The 12028-nt window shown below is 68.8% G+C and carries 11 protein-coding genes and 1 tRNA gene; 8 read left to right on the plus strand and 4 right to left on the minus strand.

The features are described 5' to 3' along the window. Nucleotides 1-14 precede the first annotated feature (14 nt). The 4 genes from E5790_RS15720 to trxA all read right to left on the minus strand — a co-directional run bounded on the left by E5790_RS15720 (nt 15) and on the right by trxA (nt 4819). Nucleotides 15-467: a DUF4442 domain-containing protein gene (locus E5790_RS15720; RefSeq protein WP_111206953.1), complete on the minus strand. Its 453-nt coding sequence runs from the start codon at nt 465-467 to the stop codon at nt 15-17. Between the two features lie 67 nt (nt 468-534). Further along, a complete protein-coding gene (locus tag E5790_RS15725) occupies nt 535-2160 on the minus strand; it encodes a CHASE2 domain-containing protein (protein WP_111206952.1) in 1626 nt (541 codons plus the stop codon). After that, on the minus strand, nt 2157-3854 hold the full coding sequence (locus E5790_RS15730) for a FecR domain-containing protein (protein ID WP_111206951.1): 1698 nt from the start codon (nt 3852-3854) through the stop codon (nt 2157-2159). Before E5790_RS15730 ends, E5790_RS15725 begins: the two co-directional genes overlap by 4 nt. A 107-nt stretch (nt 3855-3961) precedes the next feature. Next, a complete protein-coding gene (gene trxA / locus E5790_RS15735) occupies nt 3962-4819 on the minus strand; it encodes a thioredoxin (RefSeq protein ID WP_014038035.1) in 858 nt (285 codons plus the stop codon). 323 nt (nt 4820-5142) lie between these two features. On the opposite strand from trxA, the gene E5790_RS15740 reads away from it, so the two are divergent. The 8 genes from E5790_RS15740 (at nt 5143) to E5790_RS15775 (ending at nt 12027) form a co-directional block, all read left to right on the plus strand. Continuing rightward, nucleotides 5143-5742: a DUF998 domain-containing protein gene (locus E5790_RS15740; RefSeq protein ID WP_075076259.1), complete on the plus strand. Its 600-nt coding sequence runs from the start codon at nt 5143-5145 to the stop codon at nt 5740-5742. A gap of 105 nt (nt 5743-5847) precedes the next feature. Beyond that, complete coding sequence (gene leuS / locus E5790_RS15745; protein ID WP_046431889.1) at nt 5848-8490, plus strand: leucine--tRNA ligase; 2643 nt, start codon at nt 5848-5850, stop codon at nt 8488-8490. Between the two features lie 137 nt (nt 8491-8627). Further along, the gene (gene lptE / locus E5790_RS15750; protein ID WP_041863673.1) at nt 8628-9203 is read left to right on the plus strand and encodes an LPS assembly lipoprotein LptE; all 576 of its coding nucleotides are present in this window, start codon (nt 8628-8630) and stop codon (nt 9201-9203) included. Between the two features lie 12 nt (nt 9204-9215). Next, the gene (holA, locus tag E5790_RS15755; protein WP_032961944.1) at nt 9216-10253 is read left to right on the plus strand and encodes a DNA polymerase III subunit delta; all 1038 of its coding nucleotides are present in this window, start codon (nt 9216-9218) and stop codon (nt 10251-10253) included. A gap of 3 nt (nt 10254-10256) precedes the next feature. Next, nucleotides 10257-10922 carry a nicotinate-nucleotide adenylyltransferase gene (nadD, locus tag E5790_RS15760; RefSeq protein ID WP_014647945.1) on the plus strand — a complete coding sequence of 222 codons (666 nt, stop codon included), beginning with the start codon at nt 10257-10259 and terminating at the stop codon, nt 10920-10922. A gap of 58 nt (nt 10923-10980) precedes the next feature. Next, complete coding sequence (gene rsfS / locus E5790_RS15765) at nt 10981-11391, plus strand: ribosome silencing factor (RefSeq protein ID WP_005418109.1); 411 nt, start codon at nt 10981-10983, stop codon at nt 11389-11391. A 66-nt stretch (nt 11392-11457) separates the two neighbouring features. Continuing rightward, nucleotides 11458-11928, plus strand: coding sequence for a 23S rRNA (pseudouridine(1915)-N(3))-methyltransferase RlmH (rlmH, locus tag E5790_RS15770; RefSeq protein ID WP_014647944.1), 471 nt, complete (start codon nt 11458-11460; stop codon nt 11926-11928). A 22-nt stretch (nt 11929-11950) separates the two neighbouring features. Beyond that, nucleotides 11951-12027 (plus strand) — tRNA-Asn (locus E5790_RS15775). Nucleotide 12028: the final 1 nt, after the last annotated feature.

Here is a 12028-nt window from a genome sequence, read left to right on the forward strand (position 1 = left end):
GCGCGCGTGCTGGATCAGCGTGCGTGCGGCTTCAACCGCAGGTACACCTGCTTGCGTACCTGGGCGACCACTTCGCCGCTTTCGTCGACGACATCGTTGCTGAACCAGCGCAGCACCTTTTCGCCGCCGGCCGCTTCGGCACGCAGTTCGGCCAGCAGTGCATCATCGATGCGGAACGAAGTGCGCACCGTGCCCCGGCCAGGCTTGAGGAAATCGATCGCACCGGCCCGGTCCCACACGTAATAGTCACGGCCGAGGATGTGCAGCAGGCCCAGCATCCAGAATGGATCGGTCATCGCGAACAGGCTGCCGCCGAAATGCGTGCCCACGTAATTGCGGTTCCACGGCCGCAGTCGCAGTGCCACGTCGATCTGCCGGTAATCGGACGTGATCCGGGTGACGTGGATGCCGGTGAACAGGAACGGCGGCCAGAGGTTGATGCCGAAGCGGAACAGGCGGGCGTTCATGCGGGTCCGGGGCGCGGGGCGAGGTGCCCAGTCTAACCATTCGCATGCGTATGTTGCACCCCGGGAGTCACGTCCCGCCGTCGATCATGAACCCGTCGCGGCCGTTGGCCTTGGCCTGGTACAGGGCGGTGTCGGCGCCTTCCACGAAATGGTGCGGTTGCAGGTCACCGTCGGGCACGCGGGTGAATACCCCGATGGTGAGCGTGACGCCGTCATCGCTGCCATCGCCCGGCGCCGGCAGTGCACGCACGCAGGCAATCAGGTCCTCGATCACCCGGCGCGCGCCCTCGGCCGGCGTATCCGGCAGCACCAGTGCGAATTCGTCGCCACCGTAGCGCGCCGCCATGTCGCGCGGGCGACGGGCATGCGCGCCGATCAGGCGGGCGACATCACGCAGCACGCGGTCACCGACCTGGTGGCCATGGCGGTCGTTGTGGCGCTTGAAGTGGTCGACGTCGATCAGCGCCAGGCTCAATGGCTTGCCACTGCGCCGCGCGGCGTCGCATTCCTGCTGCAGTGACTGCTCGAAGCGCAGGCGGTTGCCCAGGCCGGTGAGGGCATCGCGGTTGGCCAGGCGGTGCCAGGCCGAGATCCGCCACACCGCCCAGACCAGCAGTGCCAGCACCACGCCCAGCATCGCGCTGGCCGGTGCCCACCACAGGTCACCGGTGCGCAGCAGCAGCCAGCTCAGCAGCGGCGGCATCGGCAGCGAACACAGCGCGACCAGCCACGGCAGGCGCAGGCCGAGCAGGATCACGCACAGCGCCACCAGCACGCCACTGATGGCGTGCTGCCAGGCGTGCGGCAGCACGTCGATCTGCTTGTGCTGCAGCAGCATCGAGGTGATGTTGGCCTGGTACTCGCTGCCGCTCATCCAGAACTCGCGGGTGGTCGGGGTCAGCAGGCGAGGCGCGATGCCGCTGGCCGTCATCCCGACCACGATGCGGCGGCCATGCAGCATCGCTCCATCCACGTGCCCATCGAGCACGTCCGCATAGGACACCTGCGGCAGCCGCTCGGGCGGGCCGGCGTAGCGCACGCGCACGTAATCATCGCGACGCCATTGATAGGGCGAGCCCAGCGCCGGGTCGGGGTCGGGCAGGCCGCGTACCGCACCCGCCGGCAGGTCGGCCAGTGCCAGGCCCAGTGCCGGCCAGTGCGGCCGTCCGATACCGGCGTGCAGATAGACGCCGCGGGCGACGCCGTCCCCATCCACCTCGACATCGGTGTGGCCGATCGCGGCAGCACTGGCGGCGATCTGCGGGATCGGCAGCATTTCCTCGGCCATGCGGTCGCCGGCCGCCGGTGCCGCCAGCACCGGCAGCACCACCCGGCCGTTGCGTCGGATCGCGACCGCCAGCTCATCATCCTGGCGGCTGTCGCGACGGTCGGGTTCGGACAGCATCAGGTCCAGCGCAACGCGTTCGGCGCCGGCATCGGTCAGGCGGTCCAGCAGGCGGGCATGCACCGAGCGCGGCCAGGGCCACTGGCCGATACGCTGCAGGCTGCCTTCGTCGATGGCCACGATCAGCACGCTGGGGTCGGGGCGGTAGTCCCAGTTGCCGACCAGTGCGTCATAGGCCGCCTCGTCCTGCCGCCACAGCCATTGGCCCTGGCTGGCCACGATGGTCAGCACGCCGGCCAGCAGGGCCAGCAGGATCCGCTTCGACCATGGCAGCGGCGAGCGCCTCACAACAACAACCAGAGCAGCAGTGCACCGCCACCGGCGCCGTAGCACAGGCGGCATGGCAACGGGATCTGCTGGGCAGGGGAGAACTCGCCGGCGTGGCCGTCATCGTCGATGTACTGCACGCGCACGTGCAGCGTGCCGCTCCACGGGCGCTTGAAGCTCACCTGCGGCTGGGCCACGGTTTCATCGATCAATGGGGCCTTGAAGTCACCGCGGCGATCCACCTGCACCCGGTAGCGCTGGCCTTCGCTGCCGGCCTGCCAGCGCAGGGTGAGCTCGCCGTGCGCGGCCTCGGGCGGTTGCAGTGCCGGGTCCACCGGCTCGTTGCTCAGCTGCAGCGGCAGCGCCTGGCCATAGCGGCCCTGGTGGCCTTCGGCATCGCGCGAGGCCACGCGCCAGTAGTACTGTCCGGGCGGCAGCGGTTGCGCCAGGCGCAGGTCGGTCGCATGGGTAGCCTGCTCCTGCAGTGGCTGCCGGAAGCTGGGTTCGGCGGCGATCTGCAGCACGCTGCTGCGTGCACCGGGGGCCTGGCTCCAGCGGAAGCGCGGGCGGTCGCTGTTGATCGTCTGCCCATGCAGCGGCGATACGGTCAGCGGCGGCGGTGGCTGGTCACTGAGCTCGAAATCGGCGCTCGCATCCATGCCTTCGACGCCCTGTGCGTCGACCGCGCGCAACAGGAGGCGCAGCTGGCCGGGCGGCAGGTCGCCGATCGCCAACCGGGTGTCGGCGGTGGAGGTGGCGAACAGCAGGATCTCCGGCGTTGCCGCCTGCACCACTTCCACCCGGTAGTGATCGGCGCCAGTGACCGGTTCCCAGGCAAGCAGGGTCGGCAGCGGCGCCAGGCGCAGCGCGTCATTGCGCAGCGCCGGCGCCGGCAGCAGGGCCGAGACCGCGGCGGGGGCCGCATCGGCGCTGCTGCGGGTGGACTGCCCCGGCCGTACCAGCCGCTGGCCATGGGGGTTGCCGACCTGCACCTTGCCCTGCAGGACCTCGGTGGCGCCGACGTGCCCGGTATCCCCGGCGCTGACCCGGAACACCGTGCCGCGCACGCTGCTGGTCGCGGTGGGCGCATCGATGATGTAGCGCGAGGCCGGGCCGCGCGCCGGCGTCACCCGGTTGCTGGCACGCCCCTGCTGCAGGCGCAAGCGGGTGTCGACCATGCCGGTGTGGCCATAGCGGCTGAGCTGGTCCAGGCGCAGGCGCGAGTATTCGCGCAGCTGCAGGCGCGAGGCATCGGCAAATTCCAGCGTGATGCTGGAATCGCCCTCGGTTTCCACGGTGTCACCGATATGCAGCTGCTCGCCGGCCTGGAGCGCACGGGTCGCCGTGCCATCGGCACCGGACAGCTCGACCTTGCCGCGCACCGACAGCACCCGGGCCGGCGCCGGTTCGGTGCGCAGCCAGCTGATCGGGAAGCGCAGCAGCTGGCCCGGCGGCAACTGGTAGGGGTTGTCGATGCGGTTGTGCTGCTGCAGCTGCTGCCAGCGTACCGAGGGTTTCAGGTACAGCCCACCCAGGTCCCACAGGGTGTCGCCGGGCCGGACCCGGTAGTTCCAGTCCTGGGCGCCGGCGATGGCAGGCGGCAGGAGGAGGGCGCAGAGCAGGGCGCCCGTTAAACGCATGGCGAACGACAGAGAGCGGACGACGGTCACAGTTTGCAATCCCGGCAATGCGGGGGTGCAGCTGCAAGACCCCATGGCCCCGACCTCATCCCCCCGAACGGATCGTGGCGACCGCAAGGCCGCCAGCGCGCGCATTATTGCCCGCGTTCAGTGCAGGGATTCTGAACGGAGCGGGCTTCCGTTCAGAACAGCAGCGACGCCATCCTGCGGCGGTACTGGCCCACCAGGTCCTCGTCGGAGATCACATTGAAGGCGTCGATCAAGGCTTTGCGTGGCAGGCCCTCCTCGAATCCACGGTCGATCCGCAGCATTTCCAGGAACTGCGCCAGGGCGGCCTCGTCATGCCCGCCCAGCAGCAGCTGCACGCCGCGCAGGTGGCGGGCCTTGAGATCCTTGCCATCAGCGGCGATGCGGGCCTCCAGCACCTCGGCCGCCGGAGCATCCTTCAGCGCAGCGGCGAAGGCCAAGCGGGCACGGGCGCGCACGGCGCGGTCGTCGGTGGCCAGATTGGCCGGCAGGCCGTCGATCAGGGTACCGGCCTCGTCCACGCCGCCGATCTGCAGCAGGGCCAGGGCCAGGTCGAGCTTCAGCTCATCCTTGTCCGGCTCGGCGGCGATCTGCGCGCGCAGTACGTCGACCTGCGCCTGCGGGTCCAGCGGGGCGTCATCTTCAGGGGCGGCATCGCCGACATCGGCCGGCACGATGCCGTGCTGGGCCAGGAATTCACGCAGCTGGCCTTCCGGAATGGCGCCGGGGAAGCCGTCCACCAGCTGGCCGCCCTTGACCAGGAACACGGTGGGCACCGAGCGGATCTGGAAGGCTGCCGCGATCTGCTGTTCCTTGTCGACATCGACCTTGGCCAGCTCGAAAGCGCCGTTGTACTCGGCAGCCAGCTTTTCCAGCATCGGGCCCAGGGTCTTGCACGGCCCGCACCAGGTGGCCCAGAAGTCGACCAGCACCGGCGTCTGCAGCGACTTCTGCAGGACTTCGGCCTCGAAGGTCGCAGTGGTGGCGTCGAATACGTAGGTCGTCTCGGTCATGGGGGAGGCATCGCTTGGCATCTGGAGACCGATTCTATGGTGACGATCGATGTCGGTCTCAACCCTGCCATCACGGAGTACGCCCTCGAGTGGTGCTGGCGGGCCGGCAGGGGCGCAGTGCAGCGTGTGGATCACCCACTAGCCGGAGGCGACAGGCTTCGATGGGGAGGCGCGCTTGCGACAGGGCGGAACTGCCATGCCTCGAGCATCACGGTAGGCGCAGCAGGCGGATATTGAAGTGCTCTGGAATGCGCCGCGCTTGGCGCATCGCGCCGCTGCCGCGACAATGCCGTGGTCCATTCCTTTCCAGGTGATTGCGCGCAATGTCCGTGGTCCGGCTTGATCGTTGGTTGGGGCTGCTTGCGGCAGTCGTATTCGTCCTGGCCGTGGCCGGCTTCGGTGCCGGCCTGGACGGCTATGCCCAGGCTCGCCACCCGGTGGCGCTGCTGGGTGCGCGCGGTGTACCGCATGCGCTGGCCTTCAATCTGCTGGGTTTCGTGCTGCCCGGCGTGCTGGCGGTGGCGGTGGCTGAACGCCTGCGCCGCAGTCTGCCGGCCACTGCTGGCTGGGCGCCACGGGTCGGCAGCCAGATGCTGCTGCTGGCCGGTCTGGCCTTTGCCGCGATGGGGCTGCTGCCACTGGACGTGGATGACCTGCATGGGCCCGCCAGCCAGCTGCATGCCAGCGCCTGGATGATCTGGGTACTGGGTTTCGTCGCCGGCACCGTGCTGCTGGGCGTGTCCCATCTGCGCCAGGCGCATGGCCGGGCCTTGGGCGCAGTGGCCCTGGGCTGCGGCGTGCTGGCCGCACTGGCGGCGTTCGCCCTGCAGGGCACACTGCCGGCGCCGATGGCACAACGGCTCGCGTTCGCCTGCTGGCTGGTCTGGCTGGCGGCGGCCCTGCCGCTGTCGCGTCCGCGCTGAGACGCCTCCCCGAGCGCCGCGGCGCCGGCGTCCGGCAGGCAGGATTGGAGCCATTTGCCGCACTGCGGTACGCTGTACCGCTTTGCCGCCGCATCCGCGTGTTCCATGACCAGCGCTGAAACCAACGCCTACGACCCGCAGCAGGTTGAATCCGCCGCCCAGCAGTACTGGGACGCCACCCGTGCCTTCGAGGTCGACGAGACTTCGGACAAGCCGAAGTACTACTGCCTGTCGATGCTTCCGTACCCGTCCGGTGCGCTGCACATGGGCCACGTGCGCAATTACACGATCGGCGACGTGATCAGCCGCTACAAGCGCATGACCGGCCACAACGTGCTGCAGCCGATGGGCTGGGACGCGTTCGGCCTGCCGGCGGAAAACGCTGCGATCAAGAACAAGACCGCGCCGGCGGCGTGGACCTACAAGAACATCGATCACATGCGCAGCCAGCTGAAGTCGCTGGGCTATGCCATCGACTGGTCGCGCGAGTTCGCCACCTGCCGTCCGGACTATTACGTCCACGAGCAGCGCATGTTCACCCGCCTGATGCGCAAGGGCCTGGCCTACCGCCGCAACGCGGTGGTGAACTGGGACCCGGTCGACCAGACCGTGCTGGCCAACGAGCAGGTCATCGACGGCCGCGGCTGGCGCTCCGGTGCGTTGGTGGAGAAGCGCGAGATCCCGCAATGGTTCCTGCGCATCACCGACTACGCCCAGGAACTGCTGGACGGCCTGGACGAGCTGGACGGCTGGCCGGAATCGGTCAAGACCATGCAGCGCAACTGGATCGGCCGTTCCGAGGGCCTGGAGATCCAGTTCGATGTGCGCGATGTCGATGGCAGCGCGCTGGACCCGCTGCGCGTGTTCACCACCCGCCCGGACACGGTGATGGGCGTGACCTTCGTGTCGATCGCCGCCGAGCACCCGCTGGCGCTGCATGCGGCGAAGAACAACCCGGAGCTGGCGGCGATGCTGGCCGACCTGAAGCAGGGTGGCGTGTCCGAGGCTGAACTGGAAACCCAGGAAAAGCGCGGCATGGACACCGGCCTGCGCGCGCTGCATCCGGTCACCGGCGAGCCGGTGCCGGTGTGGGTCGCCAACTTCGTGCTGATGGGCTACGGCACCGGCGCGGTGATGGCCGTTCCGGGCCATGACCAGCGCGACAACGAAGTGGCCAACAAGTACGGCCTGCCGATCAAGCAGGTCATCGCCCTGAAGGATGCGCGCACCGAAGAGGAGCGCAACTGGGACGGTAGCCGCTGGCAGGACTGGTACAGCGACAAGAGCCGTGCCTTCGAGCTGGTGAACTCGGCCGAGTTCGACGGCCTGGATTTCCAGGGCGCCTTTGAAGCCTTGGCCGAACGTTTCGAGCGCAAGGCCCAGGGCCAGCGCCGCGTCAACTACCGCCTGCGCGACTGGGGCGTGAGCCGCCAGCGCTACTGGGGCTGCCCGATTCCGGTGATCTACTGCGCCAAGTGCGGCGCGGTGCCGGTGCCGGAAGAGCAGCTGCCGGTGGTGCTGCCGGAAGACGTGGCCTTCGCCGGTACCGGCTCGCCGATCAAGACCGACCCGGAATGGCGCAAGACCACCTGCCCGGATTGCGGCGGCGCGGCCGAGCGCGAGACCGACACCTTCGACACCTTCATGGAGTCGAGCTGGTACTACGCCCGCTACACCTCGCCGGGTGCCCGTGATGCGGTCGACAAGCGCGGCAACTACTGGCTGCCGGTGGACCAGTACATCGGTGGCATCGAGCACGCGATCCTGCACCTGATGTATTTCCGCTTCTACCACAAGCTGCTGCGCGACGCGCGGATGGTGGACAGCAACGAACCGGCGCGCAACCTGCTGTGCCAGGGCATGGTGATCGCTGAAACCTATTACCGCCCGAACCCGGACGGCTCGAAGGACTGGATCAACCCGGCCGACGTGGAAGTGCAGCGCGACGAGCGCGGCCGCATCACCGGCGCCACCCTGATCGCCGACGGCCAGCCGGTGGTGGTCGGTGGTACCGAGAAGATGTCCAAGTCGAAGAACAACGGCGTGGACCCGCAGGCGATGGTCGGCAAGTACGGCGCCGATACCGTGCGCCTGTTCTCGATGTTCGCCGCACCGCCGGAACAGTCGCTGGAGTGGAACGAAGCCGGCGTGGACGGCATGGCCCGCTTCCTGCGCCGCCTCTGGGCCCAGGTGCAGAAGCACGCTGCCGACGGTGCCGCCCCGGCGCTGGATGCCGCGGCGCTGGATGCCAACCAGAAGGCGCTGCGCCGCAAGACCCATGAAACCATCGGCAAGGTCGGTGACGACTATGGCCGCCGCCACAGCTTCAATACCGCGATCGCTGCGGTGATGGAGCTGATGAACGCGCTGGCCAAGTTCGAGGATGGCAGCGAGCAGGGCCGCGCGGTGCGCCAGGAAGCGCTGCAGGCGATCGTGCTGCTGCTCAACCCGATCACCCCGCATGCCAGCCACGCCCTGTGGCAGGTGCTGGGTCATGGCGAGACGCTGCTGGAAGACCAGCCGTTCCCGCAGGCCGACAGCAGCGCGCTGGTGCGCGATGCGCTGACCCTGGCGGTGCAGGTCAACGGCAAGCTGCGTGGCACCATCGAGGTGGCGGCCGATGCCGCGCGCGAGCAGGTCGAGGCGCTGGCCCTGGCCGAGCCCAACGCGGCCAGGTTCATGGAAGGCCTGACGGTGCGCAAGATCATCATCGTCCCGGGCAAGATCGTGAACATCGTCGCTGCCTGATGTCCCCGGCACCGGTCACCCGCGCGGTGGCCGGTGCCATTTCATGAGCAGGGCCGGGCGCCTGATGGCCCTGCATTCACGCGGCTTCGGGCACGCTGTGTGTTGCCGTGATCGCCCGGCTCCGCCAGACTGTCTCCATGACCCGAATCCTGCTTGCCCTCGTTCTTGTCCTCGGCCTCGCCGGCTGCGGTTTCCATCTGCGCAACAAGCTGATGCTGCCGACCGACACTGCCCCGGTGAAGGTGGTCTCCACCGCCCCGTACAGTGAACTGGTCAAGCTGCTCAACCGCAGCCTGCTGGCCTCCGGTGCCAAGCTGGCCGATGAGGACAGCAAGGGACCCAACGCCCAGCTGCAGGTGCTGTCCGAGCGCTGGGGTGACCTGCCGATCGCCATCGACTCGCAGGGCCGCGCACAGGAATACAGCCTGCGCTACGCGGTGATCTTCATCTTCCGTCGCGAGGATGGCAGCGAACTGGTGCCGCAGCAGGTGATCGAACTGTCGCGCGACTATGTGTCGCCGCCGACCGACGCCACCGGTACCACCACCGAACGCGAAATCCTGGCCACGGAGCTGCGCCGGGAAATGTCCGCCTCGATCATCCGCCGTATCGACAGCGTGGTCCGCGCCGAGATCGAGAAGGGCGGCAGCCTGTCCGCGCCGAAGGCCAAGCCGATCGAGGGTGCGGTGCCGGCCGCCGACGCCAAGCACTGAGCGGCAGCGACGATGGAACTGCGTCCGGAGCAGCTGGCCAGCCAGGGCGCTGACACCCCGTTGGCGCCGGTGTACCTGATCGCAGGCCCGGAAACCCTGCGCGTGCTGGAGGCGGCAGATGCCGTCCGCGCGCGCGCGCGCGCCTCCGGCATCGGCGAACGCGAAGTGTTCGACGCCGACGGGCGGGATTTCGACTGGAACCAGCTCGACGCCAGCTTCAATGCGCCCAGCCTGTTCAGCGCCCGCCGCCTGGTCGAGGTGCGCCTGCCCAGCGGCAAGCCCGGCAAGGACGGCGCCGAAGTGATCAGCCAGTTCTGCGCCAATCCGGCGCCGGACGTGGTGCTGATGATCACCGCCAATGAATGGAGCAAGGCCCATCAGGGCAAGTGGGCCGAGGCGGTCAGCCGCATCGGCGTGCTGTCGGTGGCCTGGGCGATCAAGCCGCACGAGCTGCCGGACTGGATCGAGCGCCGCCTGCGCGGCAAGGGCCTGCGTGCCGACCCGGCCGCCGTGCAACGCCTGGCCGAGCGGGTGGAGGGCAACCTGCTGGCCGCCGCCCAGGAAATCGACAAGCTGGCGCTGTTGGCCGATGGCCAGCCGCTGGATGTGGAGCGGATGGAATCGCTGGTGGCTGACGCTGCCCGCTACGACGTGTTCCGGCTGGTGGAGGCGACGTTCTCCGGCCAGCCGCCGGCCGTGCTGCGCATGCTGGCTGGCCTGCGCGGCGAAGGCGAAGCGGTGGCCGCACTGATGCCGATCGTGATCCGTGAACTGCTGGCCGGTGCCGGCCTGGCCCGTGTGCAGGCCCGTGGCGGCAACCTGGCCGCCGAAATGAAATCGCGTGGCATCTGGGAATCACGGCAGGCGCCCTACAAGCGCGCGCTGCAGCGGCACCCGGAAGGCAAGCGCTGGGAACGCTTCGTGGCCGAAGCCGGGCTGGTCGACCGCATCGCCAAGGGGAGGGCCGACGGCGATGCCTGGCTGGCGCTGGAGCGCCTGCTGGTGGCCGTGGCCGAACCGCGTGCCGTGCGCCTGCTGGCGCGGGCCTGAGCGATGAGCCTGCGGATCTATTACGGGGGCACCTTCGATCCGGTGCACCTGGGGCATCTGGCAATCGCGCGAGCCGCCCGGGACGAACTGCAGGTGGCCGTGCGCATGTTGCCGGCAGGCGATCCGCCGCACCGTGCGGTGCCCGGCGCTACCGCCGAGCAGCGCTGCACCATGTTGTCGCTGGCCATCGGCGACGAACCGGGCCTGCTGCTGGACCGTCGTGAACTGGACCGTGCCACGCGCTATCCCGGTCGTCCGTCCTACACCGTCGATACCCTGCGCGAGCTGCGTGGCGAGCTGGGCCCAAGCCGGCCATTGGCCTGGCTGGTGGGCGCCGACAGCCTGCTGGGCCTGTCCGGCTGGCACGAATGGGAGGCCCTGTTCGGGCTGGCCCACTTCGTGGTGGCCGAGCGGCCGGGCAGCCCGCTGCAGGCGTCGATCGACGGTGAACTGGGGCGTGCCCTGCAGGGGCGCTGGGCCGACAACGAACAGGCCCTGTTCGCCAGCCCGGCCGGACGCATCCTGCGCCTGCACCACCCGCTGCGCGAGGAATCGGCCAGCGCCGTGCGCTCGCAGATCGCCGCCGGTGGCCCCTGGCGCGCCCTGCTGCCGCCGGCTGTCGCGGACTACGTCGCTGCACACGGGCTGTACCGCCCGGCCACAGCGTGAATGGCGCCGCCGTGCCATCCCCGTATAATCGCCCCCACGTTTATCGAGTCGATCCATTTTGAGCAACCAGACCCAGCCCCAGACCATCAAGGTCGATCTGCCCAGCCCGCCGCCGTCCGTGCCGGAACTGCTGGCCAGCGTCCGCCAAGCCACCGAAGACCTGAAGGCCAAGGACCTGGTCGAGATCGACGTGCGCGGCCGGTCCAGCGTTGCCGACTACATGATCGTCGTTTCGGGCACCTCGACCCGCCACGTCAAGTCGATCGCCGATGAAGTCGTGCGCTTCGCCAAGAACATCGACGTGATGCCGCTGGGTGTTGAAGGCGAGCGCGAAGCCGAGTGGGTGCTGGTCGATCTGGGCGACGTGATCGTCCATGTGATGCTGCCGCGCGTGCGTGAGTTCTACGCCCTCGAGCGCCTGTGGACCGTTGGCGACCAGCCGCCGTCCAGCGACGACGAAGTGGCCTGAGCCGCACGTTGATGCATCCCTTCGACGGCGCCGATGGCGCCGTCGACGTTTTGGAGGACCGTGTAGATGAAAGCCCGCCTGATCGCCACCGGTGAACGCGCGCCCAGCTGGGTCGCGCAGGGCTTCGCCGAGTACCAGAAGCGGCTGTCGCACTGGCTGCCGTTCGAGCTGGTGGAAATCGAGCCCGGCTTGCGCGGCAAGGGACGTGATCCGCGCCGCGCCACTGAAGAGGAAGGCAAGCGGGTCATCGCTGCGCTGCCGAAGAACGCCTATGTGGTGGCACTGGATGTGCCAGGACGACAGCTGAGTTCCGAACAGCTGGCACAGCGCCTGGAGCATTGGCGCGGGCAGGGCCGCGACCTGGCGTTCCTGATTGGTGGCCCGGAAGGGCATTCGCCGGAGGTGTCCGCGCTGGCCGATGAGAAGTGGTCGATCGGACCGCTGACGCTGCCGCACATGCTGGTGCGCCTGGTGGTGGCCGAGCAGCTGTATCGGGCCGCCGCAATGATTGCCAATCACCCCTACCATCGCGCGTGAAGAGTGGTTATACTAGTCGTCTGCCCGAATAGCTCAGCCGGTTAGAGCACTTGACTGTTAATCAGGGGGTCGTTGGTTCGAGTCCAACTTCGGGCGCCAC

Origin of the sequence: Stenotrophomonas sp. PAMC25021 (genome assembly GCF_004795795.1) — a bacterium.
Classification (GTDB): domain Bacteria; phylum Pseudomonadota; class Gammaproteobacteria; order Xanthomonadales; family Xanthomonadaceae; genus Stenotrophomonas; species Stenotrophomonas muris.

What these genes read in the sequence shown, in the direction of transcription:
- E5790_RS15720 (WP_111206953.1), bottom strand. Translation starts at nt 467, where the DNA reads ATGAACGCCCGCCTGTTCCGCTTCGGCATCAACCTCTGGCCGCCGTTC.
- E5790_RS15730 (WP_111206951.1), bottom strand. Translation starts at nt 3,854, where the DNA reads ATGGGGTCTTGCAGCTGCACCCCCGCATTGCCGGGATTGCAAACTGTG.
- trxA (WP_014038035.1), bottom strand. Translation starts at nt 4,819, where the DNA reads ATGACCGAGACGACCTACGTATTCGACGCCACCACTGCGACCTTCGAG.
- E5790_RS15740 (WP_075076259.1), top strand. Translation starts at nt 5,143, where the DNA reads ATGTCCGTGGTCCGGCTTGATCGTTGGTTGGGGCTGCTTGCGGCAGTC.
- leuS (WP_046431889.1), top strand. Translation starts at nt 5,848, where the DNA reads ATGACCAGCGCTGAAACCAACGCCTACGACCCGCAGCAGGTTGAATCC.
- lptE (WP_041863673.1), top strand. Translation starts at nt 8,628, where the DNA reads ATGACCCGAATCCTGCTTGCCCTCGTTCTTGTCCTCGGCCTCGCCGGC.
- holA (WP_032961944.1), top strand. Translation starts at nt 9,216, where the DNA reads ATGGAACTGCGTCCGGAGCAGCTGGCCAGCCAGGGCGCTGACACCCCG.
- nadD (WP_014647945.1), top strand. Translation starts at nt 10,257, where the DNA reads ATGAGCCTGCGGATCTATTACGGGGGCACCTTCGATCCGGTGCACCTG.
- rlmH (WP_014647944.1), top strand. Translation starts at nt 11,458, where the DNA reads ATGAAAGCCCGCCTGATCGCCACCGGTGAACGCGCGCCCAGCTGGGTC.